The 25,830-nt window shown below is 65.5% G+C and carries 20 protein-coding genes; 4 read left to right on the top strand and 16 right to left on the bottom strand.

The window, feature by feature from the left end; genetic code table 11:
- Nucleotides 1-8 precede the first annotated feature (8 nt).
- A complete protein-coding gene (locus PC358_RS16820) occupies nucleotides 9-785 on the bottom strand; it encodes a TatD family hydrolase (protein WP_033701261.1) in 777 nt (258 codons plus the stop codon).
- 2 nt (nucleotides 786-787) lie between these two features.
- Nucleotides 788-1,783: a catabolite repressor/activator gene (gene cra, locus PC358_RS16815; RefSeq protein ID WP_033701260.1), complete on the bottom strand. Its 996-nt coding sequence runs from the start codon at nucleotides 1,781-1,783 to the stop codon at nucleotides 788-790.
- A 287-nt stretch (nucleotides 1,784-2,070) separates the two neighbouring features.
- On the opposite strand from cra, the gene ptsP reads away from it, so the two are divergent.
- Genes ptsP through PC358_RS16800 form a run of 3 tightly spaced genes read left to right on the top strand, consistent with a single transcriptional unit; the run spans nucleotide 2,071 to nucleotide 7,606 of the window.
- A complete protein-coding gene (gene ptsP / locus PC358_RS16810) occupies nucleotides 2,071-4,923 on the top strand; it encodes a phosphoenolpyruvate--protein phosphotransferase (RefSeq protein ID WP_033701259.1) in 2,853 nt (950 codons plus the stop codon).
- The gene (gene pfkB, locus PC358_RS16805; protein ID WP_033701258.1) at nucleotides 4,923-5,870 is read left to right on the top strand and encodes a 1-phosphofructokinase; all 948 of its coding nucleotides are present in this window, start codon (nucleotides 4,923-4,925) and stop codon (nucleotides 5,868-5,870) included. The genes ptsP and pfkB overlap by 1 nt, the downstream gene beginning before the upstream one ends.
- Nucleotides 5,867-7,606, top strand: coding sequence for a PTS fructose-like transporter subunit IIB (locus PC358_RS16800; protein WP_033701257.1), 1,740 nt, complete (start codon nucleotides 5,867-5,869; stop codon nucleotides 7,604-7,606). The genes pfkB and PC358_RS16800 overlap by 4 nt, the downstream gene beginning before the upstream one ends.
- A gap of 35 nt (nucleotides 7,607-7,641) precedes the next feature.
- Here the strand turns inward: PC358_RS16800 and PC358_RS16795 are convergent, their stop codons facing one another.
- Complete coding sequence (locus PC358_RS16795) at nucleotides 7,642-7,863, bottom strand: DUF3820 family protein (RefSeq protein WP_033701255.1); 222 nt, start codon at nucleotides 7,861-7,863, stop codon at nucleotides 7,642-7,644.
- A gap of 201 nt (nucleotides 7,864-8,064) precedes the next feature.
- On the opposite strand from PC358_RS16795, the gene PC358_RS16790 reads away from it, so the two are divergent.
- Nucleotides 8,065-8,541 carry a ferritin-like domain-containing protein gene (locus tag PC358_RS16790; RefSeq protein ID WP_033701252.1) on the top strand — a complete coding sequence of 159 codons (477 nt, stop codon included), beginning with the start codon at nucleotides 8,065-8,067 and terminating at the stop codon, nucleotides 8,539-8,541.
- Here PC358_RS16790 and PC358_RS16785 read toward each other — a convergent pair.
- The 13 genes from PC358_RS16785 to PC358_RS16725 form a co-directional block, all read right to left on the bottom strand.
- A complete protein-coding gene (locus PC358_RS16785; RefSeq protein ID WP_033701251.1) occupies nucleotides 8,538-10,034 on the bottom strand; it encodes a sensor domain-containing diguanylate cyclase in 1,497 nt (498 codons plus the stop codon). The genes PC358_RS16790 and PC358_RS16785 overlap by 4 nt on opposite strands.
- A 224-nt stretch (nucleotides 10,035-10,258) precedes the next feature.
- On the bottom strand, nucleotides 10,259-11,593 hold the full coding sequence (locus PC358_RS16780) for an OprD family porin (protein ID WP_033701249.1): 1,335 nt from the start codon (nucleotides 11,591-11,593) through the stop codon (nucleotides 10,259-10,261).
- 204 nt (nucleotides 11,594-11,797) lie between these two features.
- Nucleotides 11,798-12,022 (bottom strand): hypothetical protein, encoded by a 225-nt coding sequence (locus PC358_RS16775; RefSeq protein WP_033701248.1) that lies wholly within the window; start codon nucleotides 12,020-12,022, stop codon nucleotides 11,798-11,800.
- Nucleotides 12,023-12,152: 130 nt separating this feature from the next.
- The gene (locus PC358_RS16770) at nucleotides 12,153-13,565 is read right to left on the bottom strand and encodes a heavy metal sensor histidine kinase (protein ID WP_033701246.1); all 1,413 of its coding nucleotides are present in this window, start codon (nucleotides 13,563-13,565) and stop codon (nucleotides 12,153-12,155) included.
- Entirely contained in the window at nucleotides 13,540-14,214 is a 675-nt protein-coding gene (locus PC358_RS16765) for a heavy metal response regulator transcription factor (protein ID WP_033701245.1), read from the bottom strand. Before PC358_RS16765 ends, PC358_RS16770 begins: the two co-directional genes overlap by 26 nt.
- 9 nt (nucleotides 14,215-14,223) lie before the next feature.
- Complete coding sequence (locus tag PC358_RS16760; RefSeq protein WP_033701244.1) at nucleotides 14,224-17,316, bottom strand: multidrug efflux RND transporter permease subunit; 3,093 nt, start codon at nucleotides 17,314-17,316, stop codon at nucleotides 14,224-14,226.
- On the bottom strand, nucleotides 17,313-18,476 hold the full coding sequence (locus PC358_RS16755; RefSeq protein ID WP_033701243.1) for an efflux RND transporter periplasmic adaptor subunit: 1,164 nt from the start codon (nucleotides 18,474-18,476) through the stop codon (nucleotides 17,313-17,315). The genes PC358_RS16760 and PC358_RS16755 overlap by 4 nt, the downstream gene beginning before the upstream one ends.
- Before the next feature lie 421 nt (nucleotides 18,477-18,897).
- Nucleotides 18,898-19,632 carry a YkgJ family cysteine cluster protein gene (locus PC358_RS16750; RefSeq protein ID WP_033701242.1) on the bottom strand — a complete coding sequence of 245 codons (735 nt, stop codon included), beginning with the start codon at nucleotides 19,630-19,632 and terminating at the stop codon, nucleotides 18,898-18,900.
- Nucleotides 19,629-19,940 (bottom strand): hypothetical protein, encoded by a 312-nt coding sequence (locus PC358_RS16745; RefSeq protein WP_033701241.1) that lies wholly within the window; start codon nucleotides 19,938-19,940, stop codon nucleotides 19,629-19,631. The genes PC358_RS16750 and PC358_RS16745 overlap by 4 nt, the downstream gene beginning before the upstream one ends.
- 88 nt (nucleotides 19,941-20,028) lie before the next feature.
- Complete coding sequence (locus tag PC358_RS16740) at nucleotides 20,029-20,928, bottom strand: chemotaxis protein (RefSeq protein ID WP_033701239.1); 900 nt, start codon at nucleotides 20,926-20,928, stop codon at nucleotides 20,029-20,031.
- A 117-nt stretch (nucleotides 20,929-21,045) separates the two neighbouring features.
- Nucleotides 21,046-22,230 (bottom strand): HlyD family type I secretion periplasmic adaptor subunit, encoded by a 1,185-nt coding sequence (locus PC358_RS16735; protein ID WP_033701238.1) that lies wholly within the window; start codon nucleotides 22,228-22,230, stop codon nucleotides 21,046-21,048.
- Nucleotides 22,227-24,389, bottom strand: coding sequence for a type I secretion system permease/ATPase (locus tag PC358_RS16730; RefSeq protein WP_033701237.1), 2,163 nt, complete (start codon nucleotides 24,387-24,389; stop codon nucleotides 22,227-22,229). The genes PC358_RS16735 and PC358_RS16730 overlap by 4 nt, the downstream gene beginning before the upstream one ends.
- A complete protein-coding gene (locus PC358_RS16725; protein WP_033701236.1) occupies nucleotides 24,386-25,822 on the bottom strand; it encodes a TolC family outer membrane protein in 1,437 nt (478 codons plus the stop codon). The genes PC358_RS16730 and PC358_RS16725 overlap by 4 nt, the downstream gene beginning before the upstream one ends.
- Nucleotides 25,823-25,830 lie beyond the last annotated feature (8 nt).

The following is a 25,830-nucleotide window of genomic DNA, read 5'->3' as shown; positions in this document are numbered from 1 at the left end:
GTAGCTGGCTACCAGCCAAACAGCTCGCAGGCATTACGGCTGCTGGCAGCGGCCAATTGCTCGACATCGACCCCCATCACCTGCGCCAGCGCCGCCGCGATCTCAGGCAGGTGCTCCGGGCTGTTGCGCTCACCCGGGTACATCACCGGGGCCATGTCCGGCGCATCGGTCTCCAGCACGACGCTCTCCAGCGGTAGCCGTGCCAGGGTCTTGCGCAGCCGCAACGCCTGGGGCCAGGTGGCTGCCCCGCCAAGGCCAAGGCGAAACCCGAGCTTGATGTATTCACGTGCTTCTTCGTAGCTGCCCGCAAACGCATGGATCACCCCCGCCCGCGCCGGCTTGTAGCGCTTGAGCGTGGCGATCACCTGGGCGTGGCTGCGGCGCACATGCAGCAAGGCGGGCAGTGCGAAGTCGCAGGCCAGTTGCAACTGGGCCTCGAACAGCGCCTGTTGGCGGCCCTTGTCCAGTGCTTCGAGGTAGTAGTCCAGCCCGAACTCACCCACAGCGCACAGGCGCGGGTCGCCGCGCAGGCGGTCCAGCCAGTCGCGCAGTTGCGTGAGGTGCTCGGGGCGATGCTGGTCAAGATAGACCGGATGCAGCCCAAGGGCTGCAAACACCTGCGTCTCGGCGCAGGCCAGGTCCCATACCCGCTGGAAGTTCGCCTGATACACCCCCAGCACCACCATGCGTTCAACCCCTCGCACCGCCGCGTTGGCCAGCAGGCGCGGCCGGTCGGCATCGAAGTCGGGGAAGTCGAGGTGGGTGTGGGTGTCGATCAGGCGCATGCTCAGCCCGCTGTGATCCGTTGCTTGAAGGTTCGACCGATGGCGTGTACGCCGGGTTCGTAGCGTTTTTCCTCGATTGCAGCCAGGGCCAGCTCCAGTGCGGTGGCCGCAATCAGCCCGTGCTGCTGGGCCATGGCATTGACCGGAAGCGGCAGGAAATCGAGCAGTTGATTGTCACCGAAGGTGCCCAGCTGCAGCTGGCGCGAGTCGGCGGGGCGCGCCTGCAGGGTGTCGAACACCCCTTGCAGCAGCACGTAGGAAGTGGTGACCAAGGCATCGGGCAACCCCCCTTGCTCGTCGATCAGTTGCTGCATCAGGCGTTGGCCGCATTCGCGGCTGAATGCCTCGCCCTGGTAACGCCGCACTTCACCGGCATAGCCTTGCAGCGCTTCGTCGAAGCCGCCGGCACGGGCCTGGCTGACCGAAAGCTCTGGGCGCGCGCCGATCAGGGCGATGCTGCGCGGGGCAGCGCTTAGCAGGCTGGCCGCCAACTGGCGGCTGGCATCGCGGTCATCGCTGATGACCGAGCAGAAGTGCGCTGGGTCCAGGCGGCGGTCAATGGCGATCACCGGCATGCCCTTGTCCTGCAGTTCACGGTAGCTGTCGTCTTCCACCGGTAGGCAGCTGGCGACGAACAGGGCGTCGCAACGGCGGGCGCGGAACAGTTGCTGCAGCTGGCGCTCGCTGTCGGGCTGGTCATCGCTGCTGGCAATCAGCAGTTGATAGCCCCGGGCGCGGGCGCCTTGTTCCAACTGCTTGGCGATGCGCGCGTAGCTGGGGTTCTCAAGGTCAGGGAGAATGAAGCCCAATGTGCGGGTGTGTCGGCTGCGCAGGCCGGCGGCTTGCGGGTTGGGTGTGAAGCCATGGGCCTCGACCACCGCGCGCACACGCTCGACAGTGCCGCTGCTGATGCGCTGCTGTTCGGCCTTGCCATTGATGACGTAGCTGGCAGTGGTCACGGACACACCGGCCAGACGGGCGATATCGCTGAGTTTCACCGAATTTTCCTTATTATTACCGGGGCTGGCTGCGAGGCCTGACCGGGTAGTTTGACCCGGAGTTGCCGCCGCGCGCAGACGACCATTGTCGCAATTGTCCGACAGGATGGGGCTTTTTCCTGGGGAGATTATCGAGTAACGTGGCCGCCTGGTCAGGTTAAACGTTTCAGCTGCCAAATATTCTGCCTTGGCTGCCGCCTGTGCAAGGCTGTTGAACTGGCCGTTTTCGTGAATTTCACAACAATAACCTCAGTACCCGACTTTGGGCACTGTAAAAGGAGAAGGTCATGCTCGAGCTCGCCACAGGGCAGATAGCCATGGGCCAGAAGGCCGCGGACAAGGCCGAGGCATTGCGCCTGCTGGCGGACCAACTGGTTGCCGACGGCCTGGTCGCCGAGGGTTACCTGCAAGGCCTGCAGGCCCGTGAGGCGCAGGGCTCGACCTTCCTCGGCCAGGGCATTGCCATCCCCCACGGCACCCCGCAGACTCGCGACCTGGTGCATACCACTGGGGTGCGCTTGCTGCAGTTCCCCGAGGGTGTGGACTGGGGCGATGGCCAGGTGGTCTACCTGGCCATCGGTATCGCTGCCCGCTCTGACGAACACTTGCGCTTGCTGCAACTGCTGACCCGCGCCCTGGGCGAGACCGACCTCGCCGAAGCGCTGCGCCGGGCCAGCTCTGCCGAGGCCTTGCTCAAGTTATTGCAAGGTGCGCCGCAAGCCTTGGCGCTGGATGCGCAACTGGTCGGCCTGAACCTGCCGGCCGAAGACTTCGACGAACTGGCCTGGCGCGGTGCGCGCCTGCTGCAGCGCGCCGGTTGCGTCGACAGTGGCTTTGCCGCCGTGCTGCAACAGGCCGAGCCGCTGCCACTGGGCGAGGGCCTGTGGTGGCTGCACAGCGAGCGCCAGGTGCGCCAGCCTGGCCTGGCATTCATTACCCCGCAGCAACCGTTGCGTTACCGCGACCAACCGCTCAACGGCCTGTTCTGCCTGGCAAGCCTCGGCGCTGCCCATCAGGCCTTGCTCGAGCGCCTGTGCGAAGTGCTGATCGAAGGGCGCGGGCAGATGCTCTACCAGGCCACCAGCAGCCGCGCGGTGCTGCAGGTGCTGGGCGGCGAGGCGCCGGCAGATTGGCCCAGCGCGCGCATCGTGCTGGCCAACTCGCATGGTTTGCATGCCCGCCCGGCCAAGGTGCTGGCACAACTGGCCAAGGGGTTCGAGGGCGAAGTCCGTGTGCGCCTGACCGACAGCGCGCAACCCGCCGTGTCGGTCAAGAGCTTGAGCAAGTTGCTCAGCCTCGGTGCCCGTCGTGGTCAGGAGCTGGAACTGATTGCCGAACCCGGCATTGCCGCTGATGCGCTGCCGGTGCTGCTGGCGGCCATCGAGCAGGGCCTGGGCGAGGACGTCGAGCCGCTGCCGCAAAGCGCTGCAGCGGTTGCCGTCCCGCCGCAGGAGGTGCTGCAGGCACCCGCCGCAGGTAGCCGAATTCAGGGCGTCGGCGCGGCCCCCGGCATTGCCAGTGGCCCGGCGCACGTCTGCGTCGAGCGCGACATCGACTACCCGCTGCGCGGTGAGTCCCCCGCCCAGGAACGGGTCAAGCTGCGCGAGGCCCTGGCAACGGTAAACGGCGAGTTGCAAACGCTGGTCCAGCGCAGCGACAAGGCCATCGGCGAGATCTTCGTCACCCACCAGGAAATGCTCGCCGACCCGGCGTTGGCCGATGATGTCGAGCAGCGTCTGGCCCAGGGCGAGAGCGCCCCTGCGGCGTGGATGGCGGTGATCGAGGCGGCCGCCCGGCAGCAGGAGTCGCTGCACGACGCCTTGCTCGCCGAGCGTGCCGCCGACCTGCGCGACATCGGCCGCCGCGTGCTGGCCCAGTTGTGCGGCGTGCAAGCGCAGGTTGAGCCCGACCAGCCCTATGTACTGGTGATGACCGAGGTCGGCCCCTCCGATGTGGCCAGGCTGGACCCAAGCCGGGTCGCCGGCATCGTCACCGCCCAGGGCGGGGCGACTGCTCACAGTGCCATCGTCGCCCGCGCCTTGGGCATACCGGCGGTGGTCGGCGCCGGTGCAGCGATTCTGCTGCTCGATGGCGGCACGCCATTGTTGCTCGATGGGCAACGCGGTGTGGTGAACATCGCGCCAGCCGCCGCTGAGCTGCAACGCGCCTTGGCCGAGCGCGACCAGCGTGAGCAGCGCCTGCAAGCGGCCTGGGCCAACCGTCATGAACCGGCTATCACCCGTGATGGCCATGCCGTCGAAGTCTTTGCCAACATCGGCGAGAGCAGCGGTATCGACAAGGTCGTGGAGCAGGGCGCAGAAGGCGTCGGCTTGCTGCGCACCGAGCTGATTTTCATGGCCCACCCCCAGGCGCCGGACGTGGCCACCCAGGAAGCCGAGTACCGCCGCGTGCTCGATGGCCTGGGTGGGCGGCCGCTGGTGGTGCGCACCCTGGATGTCGGCGGCGACAAGCCGCTGCCTTACTGGCCGATCGCTGCCGAAGACAACCCCTTCCTCGGCGTGCGCGGTGTGCGTTTGACCTTGCAGCGCCCACAGGTGATGGAAGACCAGCTGCGCGCCTTGCTGCGCGCGGCCGACCAGCGCCCGCTGCGGATCATGTTCCCGATGGTCGGCCAGGTGCACGAATGGCGTGAAGCGCGGGCCATGGTCGAGCGCCTGCGTGAGGAAATTCCGGTGGCCGACCTGCAACTGGGCATCATGGTCGAGGTGCCCTCGGCGGCCCTGCTGGCGCCGCAGCTGGCACGTGAAGTGGACTTCTTCAGCATCGGCACCAACGACCTGACCCAATACACCCTGGCCATCGACCGTGGCCACCCGAGCCTGTCGGCCCAGGCCGACGGCCTGCACCCGGCGGTGTTGAGCCTGATCGACATGACCGTGCGCGCTGCCCATGCCGAAGGCAAGTGGGTGGGCGTGTGCGGTGAGCTGGCCGCCGACCCGCAGGCGGTCGCCGTGCTGCTTGGCCTGGACGTTGACGAGTTGAGCGTCGCCGCCCGCAGCATTGCCGAAGTCAAGGCCCTGGTCCGCCAGGCCGATCACCAGACGGCCCGCGCCCTGGCGCGCGAAGCCTTGCAACAAGACAGCGCCGCGGCGGTTCGCGCGCTGGTGGAGCGTTACTGATGGCCAAGATCCTCACCCTCACCCTGAACCCGGCGCTTGATATCACCATCGGCCTCGATACCTTGCGCCCAGGGCACGTCAATCGCAGCCAGGCGCAGCACAGCCATGCCGCCGGCAAAGGGCTGAACGTCGCCCAGGTACTGGCCGATCTGGGCCACAGCGTCACCGTTGGCGGCTTCCTTGGGCAGGGCAACCTGCAGCCGTTCGAAGCCTTGATCGACTGGCGTGGTTTTACCGATTGCTTTGTCCGTGTAGCGGGCGAGACGCGCAGCAACATCAAGCTGGTCGAAGCCGATGGCCGCGTGACCGACATCAACGGCCAGGGGCCAGAGGTCGATGAGGCCGCCCGCGTTGCGTTGCTGCGGCGGCTGGAGCAGGTCGCCCCTGGGCATGATGCGGTGGTGGTTGCCGGCAGCCTGCCCCGCGGTATCAGCCCTGAGTGGTTCCGCCAGTTGCTCGAACAACTGAAGGCTCAGGGCCTGAAAATTGCCCTGGACAGCAGTGGCGAAGCGCTGCGTGCCGGCCTGCAATGCGCGCCGTGGTTGGTCAAACCCAATACCGAGGAACTTGGCGAGGTGCTTGGCCTGGTGCTGCAAAGCCCGGCGCAGCAACGCGCGGCGGCCGAGCACCTGCTGGCCAGTGGCATCGAGCATGTGGTGGTGTCCGCCGGCGAGCAGGGCGTCAGTTGGTTCGCCCGCGACCTGGCCCTTCATGCCCAGCCGCCCAAGGTACGGGTTGCCAGCACCGTGGGCGCGGGGGATTCGCTGGTGGCGGGCATGGTCCATGGCCTGCTGCTTGGCGAGGCGCCCGCGCAGACCTTGCGCCGAGCCACCGCCATCGCCGCCCAGGCCGTGACCCAGGTCGGTTTCGGCATTCGTGACCGCGAGCAACTGGCACGCCTGGAAGCGGGCGTGCAAGTGACAGAACAACAAGAGGGTTGCCGATGAACATTGCCATTGTCACCGCCTGCCCCAACGGCCAGGTGTCCAGCGTGCTGAGCGCGCGTCTGCTGGCTGCAGCTGCCCAGCGTCGTGGCTGGAGCACCAGCGTCGAGGTGGAGGACGCCGAGCACCCCGAGCGGCAGCTGACGCCGGCACAGATCAGCGAAGCCGACTGGGTATTGGTGGTCAGCACCGGGCCAGTGGACCTGGCCCGTTTTGTCGGCAAGCGCGTGTACCAGAGCACACCGTCCCAGGCGTTGGCCGACCGCGAGGGTTTCCTCGACGAGGCGGCGGCCAAGGCCCAGCTGTTGGCCGAGGTGCCCGGCAGCCCGGTCGCGGTGAGTGGCGCTGGCACGCGGATCGTCGCGGTGACTGCCTGCCCGACCGGCGTCGCGCACACCTTCATGGCCGCAGAGGCCTTGCAGCAGGCCGCGCAGCAGCAGGGCTACCAACTTACCGTGGAGACTCAAGGGTCGGTAGGCGCGCGTAACCCACTGTCCGCCCAAGCCATCGCCGAGGCCGACGTGGTGCTGCTGGCCGCCGACATCGAAGTGCCCACGGCGCGTTTCGCCGGCAAGCGCATCTACCGCTGCGGCACCGGCATCGCCCTCAAGCAGGCTGGCGCCACCCTGGACAAGGCCCTGGCCGAAGCCAAGGTCGAACATGCCGCCGATGCCGCTGCGGCTGCCAGCGCCGGGAAGGGTGAGAAGACGGGGGTGTACAAGCACCTGCTCACCGGGGTGTCGTTCATGCTGCCGATGGTGGTAGCCGGCGGCCTGTTGATCGCGTTGTCGTTCGTGTTCGGTATCGAAGCCTACAAAGAGCCCGGCACCTTGCCGGCGGCCTTGATGCAGATTGGCGGCGAGGCGGCGTTCAAGCTGATGGTGCCGCTGTTGGCCGGCTACATCGCCTGGTCGATCGCCGACCGCCCAGGCCTGGCGCCCGGCATGATCGGTGGTCTGTTGGCCAGCACCCTGGGGGCTGGCTTCATCGGCGGCATCATTGCAGGGTTTCTCGCCGGCTACAGCGCCAAGGCCATTGCACGTTGGGCGAGGCTGCCAAGCAGCCTGGAGGCGCTCAAGCCGATCCTTATCATTCCGCTGTTGGCCAGCCTGTTCACTGGCCTGGTGATGATTTATGTGGTCGGTCAGCCAGTGGCGGCGATGCTCGAAGGGCTGACGCAGTTTCTCGACAGCATGGGCACCACCAACGCCATCCTGCTTGGGCTGGTGCTTGGCGGCATGATGTGCGTGGACCTGGGCGGGCCGATCAACAAGGCCGCCTATGCCTTTTCGGTGGGCCTGCTGGCCTCGTCGAGCTATGCCCCCATGGCGGCGACCATGGCTGCCGGCATGGTGCCGCCGATCGGGCTGGGGATTGCCAGTTTTATCGCCCGGCACAAGTTTGCCCAGAGCGAACGCGAGGCGGGCAAGGCCGCGCTGGCCCTGGGGCTGTGCTTCATTTCCGAAGGCGCCATCCCGTTTGCCGCCAAGGACCCGCTGCGGGTGATCCCGGCCAGTGTCGCCGGGGGGGCCTTGACCGGTGCGTTGTCGATGTACTTCGGCTGCAAGCTGATGGCACCGCACGGGGGCCTGTTCGTGCTGTTGATCCCCAACGCGATCAACCATGCGTTGCTGTACCTGCTGGCGATCGTGGCGGGTAGCCTGCTGACGGCCGTGGTGTACGCGGTGATCAAGAAGCGTGAGCAGGTGGAGTTGGCAGTGGTGCCGGTGAAGGGGTAATCGAGCGTTCTGGGGCTGCGCAGCAGCCCCCCTGCCTACCGCTGATGTTTGCGCCGCAACGGCTCCAGCAAGTCCATCAGCCCGTTATGATCGACTTCATGCATCAGCGCCAATAACCCCCCCAGTTCCCCGGTCGGGAAGCCCTTGCGCGCAAACCAGGCCAGGTAGTCACCCGGCAAGTCGGCAATGATGCGGCCTTGATACTTGCCAAAGGGCATGGTCCGGGTGACCAGCAGTTCGAGGGTTTCCGGTTTCATCGGCGCACCTGGCTGTGGAAAAGCGCCGACCATACTGCAATCTGCACGAAGGCCAAAGCGGCAATCATGCAGAACGCCGCTTCGAGCATGGCTGGGCTATTATTTAAGTAATTGATTTAAAAGGATTTAATTCTAAAACAAAGGTTGGCACGAACGCTGCTCCATTACAGATGACTATCACCTGCCAAGGAGTTCGTGAACATGAGCAACCCCAACAAAGACGTGATCGATGTGCTCAACGACTTGATCGAATACAGCAAGGATGGCGAAAAAGGCTTCAAGGCCTCGGCCGAAGATGTGAAAAACCCCGAGCTGAAAGCCTTCTTCGTCCAGCGTGCCGGTGAATGTGGCAACGCCGCCGGCGAGCTGCAAAGCGAAGTACGCCGCCTGGGTGGCGACCCTGAGACATCCACCAGCATCAGCGGTGACCTGCACCGTGGCTGGGTCAACCTCAAGGCGATGGTCACCGGCAAGGATGAAGAGGCCGTGCTGAATGAGGTCGAGCGGGGCGAGGATCATGCCCTGAAAGCCTACAAGGAAGCCCGTGAGAAACTGGTCAAACTGGGCCGTGCTGCCAGCGATCCGAGCTACGCCCTGGTGGAAAAACAGCTGCAAGGTGTGCAGCGTAACCACGACCAGGTCAAGGCACTGCGTAACGCAGCCCGCGCCCGTTCCTAACGCGTAGGCCCCTCTACCCGGTTGCGGCCATTGGCCTTTGCCCGGTAGAGCGCCTCGTCCGCAGCCCCCAGTACGCTCGCCAGATCGTGCTGGGGGCCTGCTTCGTACAGGCCTATGCCGATGCTCACCGTCACTGCGCGGGTGTCATTGGCAAACGGCGCCAGCGCCGCCACGCTGCTGCGAATACGTTCGGCCAGCAGCCGCGCCCCGGCCAGATCGGTCTCGGGCAAGATCACTTGAAACTCCTCCCCACCATAACGCGCCGCCAGGTCCGCCGGCCGCCTGATGCAGGCCTCGATGCACTTGGCTACTTCACGCAGTGCATGGTCACCCCCGGCATGGCCGTGGCGTTGGTTGAACGCTTTGAAATGGTCCACATCCACCATCAGCACTGCCAACGGTTTGTGGTTGCGCTGCGCGCGCGCCCACTCCAGGCGCAGCACCTGATCCAGCCGACGGCGGTTGGCCAGGCCGGTCAGGCTATCGGTGGCGGCCAGTGTCGCCAGGCCCTGCTCGGCCTCGTGGCGACGGCGCAGTTCGCGGCCCAGCAACAAGGTCAGCCAGAGCAGGCCCATGCACAGCACGCCCGTGGCCACGCCAATCACAATCGCGGTACGCCGCCACGACTGGAACACTTCGTCGGCCGAGTGCACTACCAACACGATCAGTGGCAAGTCGGCCACGTGGGCGAAGGTGTACATGCGTGAGGTGCCGTGGGTGGCGGAGCGGGCAGTGAAGCTGCCACTGCGCTCGCCAAGGATGCGCTTGAAGTTGGGCCGCTCGGCATAGAGGGTGCCGATCAGCGGGTCTTGCGGGCGCGTGGGCTGGCGGGCCAGCAGTTGGCCGTCGGTATTGAACAGGTTGATGCTGCTGTCATCGCCGATGTCTAGGCGCTTGAACAGTTCGCTGAAGTACGAAAGGCGCAGGGCGCCCGCCACCAGGCCGGCAAACTCGCCATCGGGGCCGGAGATGCGCCGGCTGAAACTGATGCACCAGTCCAGGTCGCCCAGCCTGGCCTTGAACGGAGGGCCAACCAGCAAGCCGAGGTCGGCATTGTGTAAATGTGCCTGGAACACCCCGGTGTCGCTGAAGTTGGCCTTGCGCGGTACGGTGCTGGTGGAATCGCCCACCACGTTGCCTTGCTTGTCGAGCCAGAGCACGTCACCGCGCTTGCGGTCGACGAACGCTTCATTGAACAACAGGCGTTGGCGTAGCGCACCGGGGATCTCCGGCAGTTCCTTGCGCCCGACCGCCCAGATCAAGCCCTGCAACGACTGATCGTAAAGTTCGGCGTTGCGCAGGATGTCGCTTTCGATCAGCTGGACGATGTTGTTGGAGGCGCGGATGGCCGACAGTTCGACGCTTTCGCGCTCACGGGCCAGCAGGTAACTGACGATGGCCACGATGGCGAGCACGGCAAGGCAACTGCCCAGGTTGAGGATCAGCTCGGGGTGCGACCTGTAGAGTGCGAAACGCGGTGATCGGGTGAGCATGCTCGCTACTGCTGAGGCAGGGCCATTCGCGGCGGCGCCATTCTAGGGAACTGGGGATTGTCGGACAAGATTTGTCCGACGGAATCACGCGGTGCCGTTGCCAGTCCTGTGGGAGCGGGCTTGCCCCGCGAATGGCCCTACGCGAGGCGTGGCACCGGCTTCGCCGGTGTTCGCGGGGCAAGCCCGCTCCCACACGGTCCCTGCTAAATCAAAAAATAGGTGGGTCAGAACACGTTCAACGGATAATCGACGATCACCCGCAGTTCGTCGTTGTCGCTGTTGCTGTCGATCGACGCATAGCCCTGGCTGCCCCGGTGGGCGGCGTAACGCACCAGCACCGAGAGGTCCTTGAAGTCGCCTTCCTGGAACACGTATTTCACGTCCAGGTCACGCTCCCAGTGCATGGCATTCTTGCCATCGGCGCGGTAGTAGTCGTAGTGGGTGTTGTTCTGGTCGGCTTTGGTCAGGTCTGCCTCGCCGCGCGAGTACGACAGCGTCGTGCTCAGGCCGGGGATGCCCAGGCCTGCGAAGTCGTAGCCGTATTGCAGCTTCCACGAGCGCTCGTTGGGCGCGTTGAAGTCCGAGTACATGCGCGAGTTGTCCAGGTACACGCTGTCGCCCAGGTTGATGTAGTCGAACGGCGTATCGCCATTGACCCGCTGGTAGGCAGCCGTGACGCTGTGGAACCCGGCGTTGACGGTGAAGTGCACGCTGTAGGTGTTGTTGTCGATCTTGCCCAGCAGGGCCTGGCCGGTGTCTTGGGTGTGATAGAAGTGCACACCCGGGTTGAGGCTGACCAGGTCGTTGACCACATAGGTGTAGTCGAAGTCGGCGTAATACTGGTTCCAGATGTCCTTCAGCTCGGCGGCGTACAGGTTGGCGGTGATGTTTTCGCTACCGCTCCACGCTGCGCCGGCCCAGTTCAGGTGCTTGCTCTTGTCGTGTTCGTCCAGCGAGCCGTAGTAGGTGTCGATGCGGCGGTGGCCGCTCTGGTTGTACGGCTTGGTGAAGCTGACCTGGCCGCCTTCGAGCAGCAAGCCGTCGATGCTGGTGTTGGTCAGGCTCACACCGCGGAAGGTCTGCGGCAGCATGCGGGTTTCGCCACCGGCGATCACCGGGTTGGTGAGGAACAGGTCACCGGCCTTCAGCTCGGTGTCAAAACCCTTCAGTTTGACTGCTGCACCTGCGGTAGAGAACGAATGCGGGGCCGCGCCCAGTTCGCCGTCGTCCTTCACATGCTGCGGCAGAATGCTGGTGCCAGCATGGCCGCCACCGCCATCGAGCTTGAGGCCCAGCATGGCATGGGCGTCCACGCCGAAGCCGATCACGCCGGGGGTATAGCCCGACTCGAAGCGCGCCACTGCGCCCTGGCCCCACTCGCGGGTGTCGCGCGCGCCGGCATTGTGGTTGTCGCGGTTGAAGTAGGCATTACGAAAATGCAGGTTCAGGGAAGACCCTTCGATGAAGCCATCAGCCTTGTCTTCATCTGCCTGGGCGGCGAAAGGTATCGTTGCAGTCAATGCAATGAACAACGGGGTAAAACGAAACGCGGAAGGCACCGGTACTAGCTCCTTTGGTCTGACGGTGGGGCAGTTTTTATTTTTGAATGTGCAACTTTCTTATGGGTGACGTTACCGCCGGGCTGATAGTTAAAACACATAAAAAAAGCCGCTGATTGGCAGCGGCTTTAAAAGGCTAACATATCGGCACCTAAGGTGCCCATGGCGTAGCCAAGGGAAAACGGGAGCAGGTACGGCGGCCGATCAGCTGTCGGCATTGGCGTCGCTGGACACCTTGGAAGCGGTCTGGTTTGCGTCTTTTACGGCATCGGCCTGTTGTGCGGCTACAGCGTCGCGGGCCTCTTGATGGACGGCGGCGAGCTCTGCATTACGGGCGACGAAAGCCGGGGATTCTTCGGCCATGGCCAGGGGCGACAACAACAGGGAAGACAGGACGAAGACGCTGGCAATACCCATACTGTTGGACATTTGAAACTACCTTCTTGCGATGCAAGTGCTAATGAGGACAGGGCTAAAGTTAGTCCCTTCAGGGCACTTGAAACAGAGCGAAGTACGATAAGCACTGTTGCGCAAAAGGTAACGATCATGCGGCGAAAGCTCAGGCTTCTGCGGCAAACCCGCGCAGTTGAGCGCTTGGCAGGCGAATGCCGAAGGTGTTGGCGCCTGCTTCGCTGCGTACAAAAACCTCGCCGCCATGCATCAACGCAATCGCCTTGACGATAGCCAAGCCCAAACCATGGTTGCCACCCCCACTGTTGCTGCGCGCTGCATCCACCCGATAGAAGCGCTCGAACAGCAGCGGCAGGTGTGCATCTTCGATCGCCGGCCCCGGGTTGCTCACGGCGATGCTGACCTGGCTCGGCCCGCTGTCGATCCGCACCTGGATCACCTGGTTGGGCGCGGTGTGCTGCACGGCATTGTTCAGCAGGTTGATCAGCGCCCGGCGCAGCTGGGCTTTCTCGATGGGCGCCTGGGCATCGCCACTGACCGCGACGCGGACCTGTGCGTCTTCGAGGATGTAGTCCAGGTAGTCCAGCGTGGTCGCCACTTCCTCGGCCAGCGAGGCTTGGGTCAGTGCGGTGGCCTTGCTGCCCTGGTCGGCGCTGGCCAAAAACAGCATATCGTTGATGATGCTGCGCAGGCGCTCCAGCTCTTCGAGGTTCGATTGCAGCACTTCGAAGTAGTGCTCGGCGCTGCGGCCGCGGGTCAGTGCCACCTGGGTCTGGCCAATCAGGTTGGTCAGCGGCGAGCGCAGCTCGTGGGCGACGTCGGCGTTGAACGCCTCCAGCCGTGAGTAGGCCTGGCTGACCCGGTCGAGCGCGGCGTTGAAGGCCCCGGCGAACTGCGCCAGTTCCGGGGCCAGGTCGTGGGTTTGCAGGCGCCCGTCCAGGCGTGGCGGCGCCAATGCCTGGGCTTCGTTGGACAGTGCCAGCAACGGGCGCAGGCCGATGCGTGCCACCCAGTAGCCGAGCACCGAGGCCAGCAGCACGCCGAGCACCGCCAAGCCAACGATGGCCACCAGCAAACTGTGCTGCGCCTGCCAGAAGGTCTCGGTGTCGATGCCGATCAGAAAGCGCAGCGGTGGGCGCTCAGCCAGCGCCGGCAACTCGCTGACCAGCACCTTGTAAGGGTAGGGCTGGCCGGGCAGGCGCAGGTCGCGCATGCCCGGCGGGCCTTCGGCAAATGCGCGAACCAGCTCGCTGGGGTGGCCATAGTCGTAGGCCGGGTCGCTGCTGACCACCCAGAAGCGGATGCGCTTGTCCTCTTCACTGAGCAGGTTGAGCTTGTTGCTGACCTTGGCCCAGTGATCGGCCGTGCCGAAACGGTTGAGGGTGGACTCCAGCACACTGAAACGCGCATCCAGTTCGGCGGCCGGCAGCAGGTCGAGGCTGCGATCGACCTGGCGGTAAAGCGCCGTACCGATCAGCAGGAACACGCTCACTGCCACCAGGATGAACAGCACCGACAGGCGCAGTGCGATGGAGTTAGCCCGCACGGTTTTCCAGGACATAGCCCATGCCTCGGATGGTGTGCAGCAGCTTGTGGTCGAATGGCCCGTCGAGCTTGGCGCGCAGGCGTTTGATCGCCACTTCGACGACATTCGCGTCACTGTCGAAGTTGATGTCCCAGACCAGCTCGGCAATCGCGGTCTTGGACAGAATTTCGCCCTGGCGGCGGGCCAGCACGCTGAGCAGCGAGAACTCCTTGGCGGTCAGGTCCAGGCGTTGGCCGGCCCGGCTGGCCTTGCGTGCCATCAGGTCGATCCACAGGTCGGCGACCTGTATCTGCAGCGGTTCGTGGCTGCTGCTGCGGCGGGTCAGGGCCTGCAGGCGGGCGACCAGTTCGAGGAAGGAAAAGGGTTTGCCCAGGTAATCATCGGCCCCTTCGCGCAGGCCATGGATGCGGTCTTCGACCCGCTCGCGGGCGGTCAGCATGATCACCGGCGTCTGCTTGCGCGCCCGCAAGGCGCGCAGCACGCCGTAGCCGTCCAGGCCCGGCAGCATCACGTCGAGCACGATTACCGCATAGTCACCTTCCAGGGCCAGGTGCAAGCCGTCGATGCCGTCACGCGCCAGGTCCACGGTAAAGCCTTGCTCGCTGAGGCCGCGATGCAGGTAATCGGCGGTTTTTTCTTCGTCTTCGATGATCAGCACACGCATGGTCTTGTCTCAACTGGCACTTGGCGCGGCCGCGTTGGCGGCCCGACGGCGATGGAACAGGCGCTCCAGGGCCAAGTATATGACTGGGGTGGTGAACAGCGTCAGGGCCTGGCTCACCAGCAACCCGCCGACCACGGCAATGCCCAGCGGTTGGCGCAGCTCGGCACCGGCGCCGAAACCGAACATCAGCGGCACCGCGCCGAGCAGCGCGGCCAGGGTGGTCATGATGATCGGCCGAAAGCGCGTCAGGCAGGCCTGGTGGATCGCCTGCTCGGGCGTCATGCCGTGATGGCGCTGGGCTTCAAGGGCGAAGTCGATCAAGAGGATGCCGTTTTTCTTGACGATGCCGATCAGCAGCACCACGCCGATCAAGCCCATGATGCTGAAGTCCTGGCCCATGGCCCAGAGCAGGATCAGCGCGCCCAGGCCCGCCGAGGGCAGGGTCGAGATGATGGTCAGCGGGTGGACAAAGCTCTCGTAGAGCACCCCGAGGATGATGTACACCGCCACCAGGGCGGCGAGGATCAGCCACGGCTGGCTCGACAGCGAGCTCTGGAAGGCCTGGGCCGCGCCCTGGAAGTTGCCGCTGATCGAGTCGGGCATGCCCAGTTCGCGCTGGGTGCGCTCCAGGATGCTCACCGCATCGCCCAAGGCCACGCCCGGGGCCAGGTTGAACGACAGGTTGGCAGCCGGGAACAGCCCATCGTGGCTGATCGACAGCGGCCCGGTGCTGGGCGCGGCAACGTGGGCCACGGCGGACAACGGCACCATCTCGTTGCTCAGGGGCGAGCGCAGGTAGAAGTAGTTGAGGCTCTCGGCCTTGCCACGCTGGCGCGCGTCCAGTTCGAGGATCACTTTGTACTGGTTGGTCTCGGTCTGGAATTCGCTGATCTGCCGTTGGCCGAAGGCGTCGTACAGTGCCTGGTCGACGTCGGTGGTGGTCAGGCCGAAGCGCGCGGCGGCCTGGCGGTCGATGTCGATGCGGGTGACGCTGGCCCCCAGTTGCAGGTCGTTGGACAGGTCGCGCAGTGCCGGGTTTTCACGCAGGCGGTCGGTCAGGCGCTGGGTCCACAGGTTCAGTGCCACGCCGTCGTTGCTCTTGAGCACGTACTGGTACTGGGTGCGCGACGGGCCGGAACTGAGGTTGATGTCCTGGCCGGCGCGCATGTACAGGACGATGCCCGGCACCTGGGCGAGCTTGGGCCGCAGCCGGTCGATCAGCTCGCTGGCCGAGACATCGCGCTCGCCGCGGGGCTTGAGGGCGATCCAGAAGCGGCCATTGGCGATGGTCTGGTTGCTGCCGGTGACGCCGACCGAGTGCGAAAACGCACGCACGGCCGGGTCAGCCTCGATGATCTTGGCCAGGGCCTGGTGCTTTTCGATCATCGAAGGGTACGACACGTCCGCTGCCGCTTCGCTGGTGCCGAGAATGAAGCCGGTGTCCTGCAGTGGGAAGAAGCCCTTGGGGATGGCCACGTAACCCACCACGGCCAGGGCCAGAGTGAGGCCGAACACGCCGAGGGTCAGGCGCTGATGGGCCAGGGCGTGGTTCAGGCCTTTTTCGTACCACCTCACCAGGCGCTCGCCAAAGCCGCCGTGCTGCTCGCCGGCCGGGCGGCGCATGAACAACGCGCAGAGGGTGGGTGCCAGGGTCAGCGAGACCACCACCGAAATCAGGATGGTGGCCGTGGCGGTCAGGGCAAACTCCTTGAACAGGCGCCCGACCACCCCGCCCATGAACAGCAGCGGGATGAATGCGGCAATCAGCGAGAAACTGATCGACACCACGGTGAAGCCGATTTCGCCGGCGCCCTTGAGTGCCGCCGTGCGGCTGTCGTCCCCCGCTTCGAGGTGGCGGTGGATGTTTTCCACCACGACGATGGCATCGTCCACCACGAACCCCACCGAAATGACGATGGCCACCAGGGTCAGGTTGTTCAGGCTGAAACCGAGTACGTACATCAGCGCGCAACTGGCAATCAGCGACACCCCGAGCACGCTGGACACCACCAGGGTCGCCGACCATTGACGCAGGAACAGCGCCATGACCCCGATCACCAGGGCCACAGCGATCATCAGGGTCAGCTCCACTTCGTGCAGCGAGGCGCGGATGGTTTGGGTGCGGTCCTGCAGGACCGACACCTCGATCGAAGCCGGGAGCATTTCCTGCAGCTTGGGCAGGGCCGCCAGTACCCGGTCCACGGTGTCGACGATATTGGCGCCGGGCTGGCGAAAGATCACCAGGTTCAGCCCAGGCTGGTCGCCGGACCAGGCCTTGACGTAGGCGTTTTCGGCGCCGTTGATCACCTTGGCCACGTCGCGCAGGTGCACCGGCGCGCCGTCGCGGTACGAGACGATCAGTTGGGCGTAGTCCTCGGGGTGGAACAGCTGGTCGTTGGCCGCGAGAGTCGACACGCTGTGCTCGCCGTACAGCGCGCCCTTGGCCAAGTTGAGGCTGGTCTGCTGGATGGCCAGGCGCAGGTCGGCGAGGGTCAGGCCGATGGCTGCCAGCTTCTCCGGTTGCGCCTGCACGCGGATGGCGGGGCGCAATTGCCCGGTGATATTGATCAGGCCGACCCCGTCGATCTGGCTCAGTTGGCGTGCCAGCAGGGTTTCGGTGTAATCGCTCAGGTCATTGCCGGGCATCTGGTTCGAGCTGACAGTCAGCACCAGCACCGGGCTGTCGGCCGGGTTGACCTTGCGCCAGGTCGGCGGGTTGGGCAGGTCTTGCGGCAAGCGGGCAGTGGCGGTGTTGATCGCGGCCTGGACTTCCTGGGCCGCCGTGTCGATGTTCTTGTCGAGGGTGAACTGCAGAATCAGGTTGGTCGACCCCAGCGCGCTGCTGCTGGTCATCTGGGTCATGCCGGGGATGGCACTGAACTGCACCTCCAGCGGCGTGGCCACCGACGAGGCCATGGTTTCCGGGCTGGCCCCTGGCAACTGGGCAGTGACCTGAATGGTCGGGAAGTCGGCCTCGGGCAGCGGTGCCACCGGCAGGCGGGGGAAGGCGATGGCCCCCAGCATCACCAGAGCGAAGGTCAGCAGCAAGGTAGCGATCGGGTGGTCGATGCACCAGGCCGAAACCCCGTTGCGCGCGTTCATGGCTGGCTCCGGCCGTCGGCCATTTCTGCGGGGGCCGGCGCATCGGTGGTGACTTCGACCCGCGACCCAGGCTTGAGCCGCGACTGGCCGTCGAGCACCAGGCGCTCGCCTGCCTTGACCCCGGCGATGACATTCAGCCCGCTGTCCTGGTACAGCACGTTGACCGGCACGCTGGTCACCTTGTCACCGTCCAGGCGGTACACGAAGTGGCCGTCGACGCCGCGCTGCACTACGGGGGGCGGCACCACCAGGGCATTCTCCTGCATTGCCGTGCGCAAGCGAACGGTGACCAGTTGGCCGGGCCACAGGCGCCCATCCTTGTTGTCGAATTCGGCCTTTACCCGCACCGTGCCCGTGGTCGCCGAAATCTGGTTGTCGATCAGCGCCAGGTGGCCTTCACCGAGCAGGCTGCGTTCGCCGTCGGCGTCCATGTAGGCCTGCACCAGCGCCGGGCTGGGCGCCTTGAGCAGGCTTTGCAGGGTGGGCAGCATCTGTTGCGGCAGGGCGAACTCGACGGCGATCGGGTCGATCTGGGTCACGCTGAACAGGCCCTGGGTGTCGCTGCTGCGTACCAGGTTGCCGGGGTCGACGTTACGGATACCGACCCGGCCGGTCACCGGTGAGTGGATCTGCGTGTAGGACAGTTGTACTTCGGCGTTGGCGATGGCGGCCTGGTTGCCCTTGACCGTGGCCTGCAACTGGTTGACCAGGGCCTGCTGCTGGTCGAGGGTTTGCTTGGATACCCCGTCATCGGTACTCAGCAGGCGGTAGCGCTTGAGGTCGACACCGGCGACCTGGATCTGCGCCAGGCTCTGCCCGAGCTGCGCGCGCGCCTGGTCGAGGCTGGCGCGGATCGAGCGGTCGTCGAGGGTGGCCAGCAGGTCGCCTTCCTTTACCCATTGGCCTTCCTTGACCAGCACCTGGGTCAGCACGCCTTCCACCTGTGCGCGGATTTCGACGCTGTGCAGCGACAGCACCGAGCCGATGGCGCTGGCATAGCGCGGCACGTCTTGTTGGGTGACGCTGACCACGCGCACGGGGATCGCTGCCTGGGCGCGGGGGGCGGGCGCTGGTTGACGCTGACTGAACCAGACGCCCAGCGCTACCAGAATGAGCAGCGCCAAGGCGGCAAGGGTGACAGAGCGGGACGGACGTCGCATCGGGGGCGGGCACCTTGGCCAGAAGGGGGAGACGGTTGTCTGTACTCAAGCTTATAGCCCCCGGAGAGGGTCGGCAGCATGACGGCTGGCTGACAGCGGTGACAGTTTCGGGTTTGGCGACGGTTTTGTGGTGGGGCGGAAATCGAGCGCCGCCCGCGCGGCGCTTCGCGGGGCAAGCCCGCTCCCACATCTGTTTCGGGCCAGTCTCGCCTGTGAGATAGGCGCGCGCCCCCTCGTTTATACGACACGACATTGGGGTGGACGCCAAGAGGGACGCGCGCCAATGCTTCAGGAATAATTGGCCCGAAACAGATGTGGGAGCGGGCTTGCCCCGCGAAGCGCCGCGCGGGCGGCGCTCGATCTCGAATCCGCCACAAGGCCCAAGCCATGCACCCGGCCCCCCGCAATCCGCGTTACCCCGTCAAAACCCAATAAACGCGTAATAAACCGGCGTTTCAGAGGTCGTGCTCAGCCCAACCCCCCGCAAACTGGCCGTCAACGCTTCATCCTGCACATGCAGCGTCCACCGCGCCCCATTATCCTCCGGCACCTGCGCCAACGCTGTCGCAAAAGCCCCCATCTCCGGCAGATAAGCCGTAAACCCGTTCCCTTTCAGCGCACTGGTAGTCATGCCCAACGCCTGGCAAACCGCAACCTTGGCCGCGATGTCATCACGATCCGCCTGGCGCGAAGCCTCCACCAGCGCCGCCAGCCCCGCGTCGGCCAGCTGGCTGCCATGAATCAGCGCCGGCCCCTGCTGCCAAGCCTCGGTCGGGCAGTCCTTGTTCTCGGGTCGCAGCGGAATATGCGGGTTGATTTCCACCGGGTAGATGCGACAGACCAGCGGGCGCGCGTCGTAAATGGTGCACAGGTCATTGTCGTCGAGGTTGCGACAGCGCCCCGGGTTGAAGGCCGCGAAGGTCACCGAGACGCGAGCGACCGTGTCGCCGCAGGCCACCGGGTGGGAGCGGCGCAGCACATGCTCGCGTTGCTCCTCCGGCATGCCCGGGCCATCGGCCACGAAGGCTTCTATCAATACCACCACCTGGCCCCCAGACGCCGCCCACTGGCGCGCCTCGTCGAGGGTCAGCGGCACATGGTGGCCGGTGCAGCACTTGCCGCAGCCGGTGCAGGCGAAACGCAGGTTGTCGGTCACTTGGCTTCCGGGTTCCATTCGCTGACGAACGCGCGCTGGTGCTGGCGGTCGTAAAGGCACAATTCGGTGCCGCTACGTTGCTGCATGTGCTTTTGCGGGTAGACGCCTTCGATCAGCAGGGCACTCATGCCGACTTGGTCGTCGAATTCGGCGGGCTTGCCGCGCGCATGGGCGTCCTTGAACTGGCTGGCGGCAAGGCACGCCTTGAGCATCTGCTGGCGCTGCTCGTTCCAGGCCTGGCTGCTGGAGGCCTGGGCGACACCGCTGAACAGCGCGCAGGCGACTAGGAGGGAGCTGAAAAACTTCATACGCGATTCCGGCAAATATCTTCCGAGGGGAGCGAATTATGCCCGAGTCATCCCCGACGGCAAGCCGGGGAGTTTGTCGCTTGATGTATCAACGCTCGGCAAACACCACTGCCCGCGCCGCCACCACCAGGCAATCGGTCAGCTCCGGCGAGGAGAATTTGGTAAGGATGGCATTGGCCCCCGCCAGCCTGGCTTTTTCGCTGCTCATGGCGCTGTCGAGCGAGGTATGCAGCAGGATATACAGGTGCTGAAAATCGGGCGTTTCACGCAGGGTACGGGTGAAAGCATAGCCGTCCATTTCGGACATCTCGATATCGGAGACGATGATGTTGATCTCCTGCGCGGTGCCCTGCAGTTCCAACAACACGTTGATGGCGTCCTTGGCACTGCGTGCGGTATGGCATTCGATGCCCAGGTTGCGCAGGGTGTGCACCGACTGCTGCAAGGCCACCTGGCTGTCGTCCACCACCAGGATGTTGGCGGCGGCCAGCAGGCTCGCGTCTTCTTCGGTCAGTGCGCCGTGCTGTGGCTCGGCGGCAGGCGGGGCGATGGCATGGATGACCTTCTCGATGTCCAGTACCTGCACCAGCGCGTTGTCGACCCGGGTCACGCCGGTGATGAACGAGCGGTTGCCCGAACCGAAGGGCGGCGGTTTGATGTCGGTGCTCAGGCAATGCACGATGCGGCTCACGGCCTGTACATGCAGGCCTTGGCGCGAGCGGCTGATCTCGGTGACGATCAGGCAGCCGCCGTCCGGGTCGGCCAGCGGGCGCTCGCCGATGGCGCGGGACAGGTCGATGACCGACAGCGAGTTGCCGCGCAGGGTGGCCACACCTTTCACATGGGGGTGCGATTCGGGCAGCTTGGTCAGTGAAGGGCAGGGGATGATCTCGCTGACCTTGAGCAGGTTGATTGCCATCAGCTTGCCGCTGCGCAGGGTGAACAGCAGCAAGGACAGCGAATCCGCGCGGGCATTTTGCGTGGCCATGGTGACCTTCGTGGGAATAGGGGAATAACGGGTTATCGGCGTATTTGCGTCGGGCTTTAGTGGGCGTGTTGTCGATGCCTGGCCTGGTAGAGCGGGGGGCGCAAAGCGCCCCCACGATTACCGTTCGCGCAGGGCTTCCTTGGCCCGGTTCAACGGCTTGATCAGGTAGTCGAGGATGGTCTTCTCGCCCGTGCGGATATCCACCGTGGCAATCATCCCGGGCACGATCGCAAAGTGCTTGCCGGCCTTGTTCTGCAGGCTGTCCTGCTCGGTGCGGATAAACACCCGGTAGTAGTAGATCTCCGGCTTCACCTCGTCCTGCAGGGTATCCGGCGAGATGCCGACTACTTTGCCTTCCAGCCCGCCGTACACCGAGTAGTCATAGGCACTGATCTTGACCTTGGCCGCCTGGTCGGGGTGGATGAAGGCGATGTCCCGTGGTGCAATGCGGGTCTCGATCAGCAGGCGCTCGTCCATCGGCACGATCTTCATCACTTGCCCACCGGGCTGCACCACACCGCCCAAGGTATTGACCTCAATGTCCTTGACGATGCCGCGCACCGGTGAGCGCAGGGTCAGGCGCGTCAGCGAGTCGCTGCGCCCGCGGATCACCTCGGACAGGCTGTCGGCCTCGGCGCTGGCCTTGGCCAGTTCCTCGCGTGCACGCACCAGGTAGTCGGAGCGCGCTTCGTTGGCCTTGAGCTGCAGTTCCGAGCGCTGGCGGTTCAAGCGGATCACCTCGACCCGGCTCGAGGCGCCCATCTTCGCCAGGTTCTCGGTGATCTTCAGCTCGCTGCGCACCAGTTGCAGCGAGTCCTCGATACCGGCCAGGGTCTGCTCCAGGCCACGGCGGCGTGTCTGGTACAGCGCGGTCTCGGCGTCGATCAGGTCGGGTGAGTCGCGCAGGCTGTCGGGGAACACCAACGGCTTGCCGGTCACCTCTGCCTGCAAGCGGGCCTGGCTGGCCTTGGCCGCCCGGTACTTGGCTTCACTTTCGCCGACGCTGGAGGAGGTCTTGGTCGGGTCGAGCTGGGCCAGTACCTGCCCGCGGTCGACCAGGTCACCTTCGGCCACGCTCATCTGCGCGACGATGCCGCCCTCGAACGACTGGATCACCTGCTCGCGTGAACTGGGGATCACCTTGCCGGTGCCGGTGGACACTTCGGTCACCTCGAACCAGGCCGCCCACGCCAGGAACGCCGCCAGCATCAGCGCACAGATCGTGATGATGCGGCCGGCGCGGAACACCGCCTGGTCGTCCTGCCCGTCCAGGTAGGACGCCGGGAGTTCATGGTTGCTCATGCCTGGGCTCCTTGCAGTTTCGCCAGCGCGGCATCGCGTTTGTCGTCGATGACGATGCGTCCGCCATCGAGCACGAGGATCCGGTCGACCCGCTGCAGCACGCTCAGGCGGTGGGTGGCGATCACCAGGGTGCGGCCCTGGCAGAAGCGTTCGAGGTTATCCAGCAGCTTGCGTTCGGTCATGTCGTCGAGGGATGCGGTGGGTTCGTCCAGCAACAGCACCTGCGGCTGGCGCACCAGCAGGCGTGACAGCACCAGGGCCTGGCGTTGGCCGCCGGACAGGCCCACGCCGCCTTCCAGGATCAAGTGGTCCATGCCTTTGGGCAGCCGCCGGACAAAGTCCAGCGCCCCCGTGGCGGCCAGGGCGGCGACCAACTCCTGATCACTGGCCTGGCCGGCACCCAGGGTGAGGTTTTCCCGCAGGGTGCCGTGGAACAGCCGCGAGTACTGCGGCAGCAGGCCGACATCGCGGCGCAGGTCGGCAGGGTCGAGGTGGGCCAGGGCAATGCCATCCAGGTTGATTTCGCCCTGGACCAAGTCCATGGCACCGCCCAGGGCCTGCAGCAGGGTGGATTTACCGGCACCGTTACGGCCGAGCACGGCGATGCGTTCACCCGGCTGGATGTCCAGCTGGGCGATGCTCAGGACGGGCGGGGCCTCCGGGCTGTAGCGGAAGTTGGCCTGGCGCAGCTGATACTCGCCGCGGATGGCCGGCAGGTGCACGCGGGCTTCGTTTTCGGGGTGATCGACCGGTGACTGCATCAACTTGTCGAGGCCTTGCAGGGCCACCTTGGCCTGCTGCCAGCGAGTCAGCACATGGGTCAGTTGTGCCAGCGGCGCCATCATGCGCGACGACAGCATCGACGCCGCCACCAGGCTACCGGTGGTGAGGTCGCCGGCGATCACCATCGGTGCGCCGATGACGATGACCACCGCAAACACCGCACCCTGCACGTTCTGCGTCCAGGTCACCAGGCCGTTGGTCAGGGTGCGCAGGCGCAGGTTGGTGTGGGCGCAGGCGGCGTTGTACTGGTTCCATTGGCGCTCGAAGCGTGCCTCGGCTTGCAGTGCCTTGATTTCATCCAGGCCCTGGATGCTCTCAACCAGCATGGCGTTACGCAGCGCCGACTCACGCATCGAGGCATTGGCCAGGCGGGCCAGGCGCCGTTGCGCGAGCAGGCCGGGCAGGACCATGGCCAGCAACGCCAGCAGCGGGATGAACACCAGCACGCCGCCGATCAGCCAGAACACGAACAGGAACAACAGGAAGAACGGCAGGTCGGCCAGGGCCGTGGCGGTGCTCGAGGTGATCAGGTCGCGGATCGACTCCAGCTCGCGTAACTGCGAGATGAACGAGCCGGTCGACTTGGGCCGCACCGAATTGCGCAGGCGCAAGGCATGCCCATAGACCAGGTCGGAGACGCGCAGGTCGGCGCGCTTGCCCAGCAGGTCGGTCACCTTCAGGCGTAGCAGGCGCATGCTGAAGTCGAACACCAGCGCCAGCACCACACCGCCAAACAGCACGTACAGCGTGGGCAGGGACTCGGCGGGGATCACCCGGTCGTACACCTGCATGGAAAACAGCACGCCGGCCAGGGCCAGCACGTTGGCCACCAGCGAGGCGACCATCACCTGCCCATACGGGCGCAGGTCGCGCAACACGATGCGGGCGAACCAGTGGCGGTCGTAGGGGGCGGTGTAGTCGTCGGTGCGCACATCGCGCAACGGCCGCGCCGGGCGCAGCAGGGCAACCCGGGTGATGCGCCCTTTGAGGGTGTCGCGTGGCAGGCGTGAGGTCAGCCCCTGGTCACCGGCGAAGACTACCGCCAGGTCGTCCTCTTCGGTTACCGACTCGACCACTGCCAACTGGCCGTCGTCGAGTTCCAGTACCAGCGGCGTGCGCCATTGCCGCAGGCCTTTGGCATCGAAGCGCACGAAGCGCAGCGCCAGCCCGGCCTGGCGGGCCATGTGGCGAAGAATTTCATCCAGTGGGCGGGCATCTTCGACGGCCGCCAAGCGTATGCGTTGCGGCGACACGTCCAGGCGGTAGTGGTGCGCGACCTGGAGCATGACCTCAAGCCAAGGCCCCAGGTCTGGCCGTTGCTGGGCCGTTTGCTCCGGGGGCTGGCTGGGCAGGGTCACATTGACGGATTCGTTCATGGCTGGATCTCCACACCTTGCAGGTTACGCCCCTCGAGCCCGAAGGCCGTGCGCAGGGCGCCGGTGTTGTAAAGGCAGTCGACATCCAGGCGCAGCAGGTCGGAGCGGGTGCCGGCGAGTTCGAAGCGTGACTGGTAGATTTCCTGCTCGGCGTTGAGCAGGTCGAGCAGGGGCCGGGTGCCCAGGTCCAGGTACTGCCGGCCGTACAGCATGCGGGCTTCCTGAATGCTGACCTGGCGGGCCTCCAGCGAACTGAGCCGACGGCCCAGCCCCGAGGTCTGCGCCATGGCCTCGGCCAGGCCGCGGCGGGCCTGCAGGCGGGCGGCATCCTCGGCCGAGTCGGCGGCAGTCAGCGCATGGCCGGCGGCGCGGCTGCGGGCGCTGATGGCGCCACCCTGGTAGATGGGCACCTCGACGTTCAGGTAGATGCCTGCCTGGGTGCGGTCCATGCGTGAGTTGTCGCGGTCGTAGTCGTTATCCAGGTAGTGGTTGATCTGCGGCTGCAGCGACACGGTGGGGTAGGCTTCGGCCTTGGCCTGGGCCAGTTCGGCCTGGCCTTGGGCGCGTTGGGCCAAGGCCATCAGCACGGCGGGCAAGCGGTCGTCGCCTTGTGCCGGGCGCTTGCAGGCCTGGTTCAGCTCGGGTGGCGATTCTTCGGCCAGCGCCGGTGGCGTGACCCGCCCCAGCAACGATGCCAGGGTCGAGCGCCAGCGTTCGTACTGTGACTGGTATTCCTCCAGGGTGGCGCGGGCGCTTTCCACGCGGGACTCGGCCTGGACCACGTCGGAGCGGGTGCTGGCGCCCATGTCGCTGCGTTGGCGAGCCATGCCGGCGATGTCGCCCACCCCGCGGATCTGGTCGCGGGCAATGGTGATCAGTTGTTCGTAGCGGCGGGTTTCGACCCAGGCATAGGCGGTGTCGCGGGCCAGTTCGTCGACCACCAGCAGGATATTGGCTTGGGCGCGGGCGGCGGCGGCCTGGGCAGCGCTGACGGCGCTGTCGACCTTGCCGAAGTCGTAGAGCATCTGCTTGAGCGACAGGTTGAGCGCCTGGCTGTTGCGGTCGCCGCCGTAGCCGGTGTCATAGCCTGTGCGTACACCGCCGGAAATCTGCGGGTAGTAACCGGCGCGGGCAACATTGATGCCTTCGCCTTGCTTGTAGAGGTTGCCGATGGCCTCGGCGATGCTGGGGTGCCATTGCGCGGCTTGCAGCACCGCTTCGGTCAGGCCAAGGCGGTCGCCATTGGCGACGGGGGCCATGCCGATGGCAGGGCGGGCGGGCACTGCATCGGGCGCATCACGTAACAGTGATGGCCCGATCTGGCGCAGTTGTGGGTCGATGTCATCGGCCGCCTGGGCAGCCGTGTTGAAGTTCAGGGCCAGGAGCCCCAAGGCTCCCAGCAACAGCGGTGACAGCGGACTGCTTCGCTTCACATAGTTCC

Source organism: Pseudomonas capeferrum, from assembly GCF_000731675.1.
Taxonomy (GTDB): Bacteria; Pseudomonadota; Gammaproteobacteria; order Pseudomonadales; family Pseudomonadaceae; genus Aquipseudomonas; species Aquipseudomonas capeferrum.
The sequence above is the reverse complement of the archived record's forward strand: the minus strand, read 5'-3'. Positions and strand labels throughout refer to the sequence as shown.

Coding starts and splice junctions, on each gene's coding strand:
- PC358_RS16820 (WP_033701261.1), bottom strand. CDS start 785: ATGCGCCTGATCGACACCCACACCCACCTCGACTTCCCCGACTTCGAT.
- ptsP (WP_033701259.1), top strand. CDS start 2,071: ATGCTCGAGCTCGCCACAGGGCAGATAGCCATGGGCCAGAAGGCCGCG.
- pfkB (WP_033701258.1), top strand. CDS start 4,923: ATGGCCAAGATCCTCACCCTCACCCTGAACCCGGCGCTTGATATCACC.
- PC358_RS16800 (WP_033701257.1), top strand. CDS start 5,867: ATGAACATTGCCATTGTCACCGCCTGCCCCAACGGCCAGGTGTCCAGC.
- PC358_RS16795 (WP_033701255.1), bottom strand. CDS start 7,863: ATGAAACCGGAAACCCTCGAACTGCTGGTCACCCGGACCATGCCCTTT.
- PC358_RS16790 (WP_033701252.1), top strand. CDS start 8,065: ATGAGCAACCCCAACAAAGACGTGATCGATGTGCTCAACGACTTGATC.
- PC358_RS16785 (WP_033701251.1), bottom strand. CDS start 10,034: ATGCTCACCCGATCACCGCGTTTCGCACTCTACAGGTCGCACCCCGAG.
- PC358_RS16775 (WP_033701248.1), bottom strand. CDS start 12,022: ATGTCCAACAGTATGGGTATTGCCAGCGTCTTCGTCCTGTCTTCCCTG.
- PC358_RS16770 (WP_033701246.1), bottom strand. CDS start 13,565: ATGTCCTGGAAAACCGTGCGGGCTAACTCCATCGCACTGCGCCTGTCG.
- PC358_RS16765 (WP_033701245.1), bottom strand. CDS start 14,214: ATGCGTGTGCTGATCATCGAAGACGAAGAAAAAACCGCCGATTACCTG.
- PC358_RS16760 (WP_033701244.1), bottom strand. CDS start 17,316: ATGAACGCGCGCAACGGGGTTTCGGCCTGGTGCATCGACCACCCGATC.
- PC358_RS16755 (WP_033701243.1), bottom strand. CDS start 18,476: ATGCGACGTCCGTCCCGCTCTGTCACCCTTGCCGCCTTGGCGCTGCTC.
- PC358_RS16745 (WP_033701241.1), bottom strand. CDS start 19,940: ATGAAGTTTTTCAGCTCCCTCCTAGTCGCCTGCGCGCTGTTCAGCGGT.
- PC358_RS16740 (WP_033701239.1), bottom strand. CDS start 20,928: ATGGCCACGCAAAATGCCCGCGCGGATTCGCTGTCCTTGCTGCTGTTC.
- PC358_RS16735 (WP_033701238.1), bottom strand. CDS start 22,230: ATGAGCAACCATGAACTCCCGGCGTCCTACCTGGACGGGCAGGACGAC.
- PC358_RS16730 (WP_033701237.1), bottom strand. CDS start 24,389: ATGAACGAATCCGTCAATGTGACCCTGCCCAGCCAGCCCCCGGAGCAA.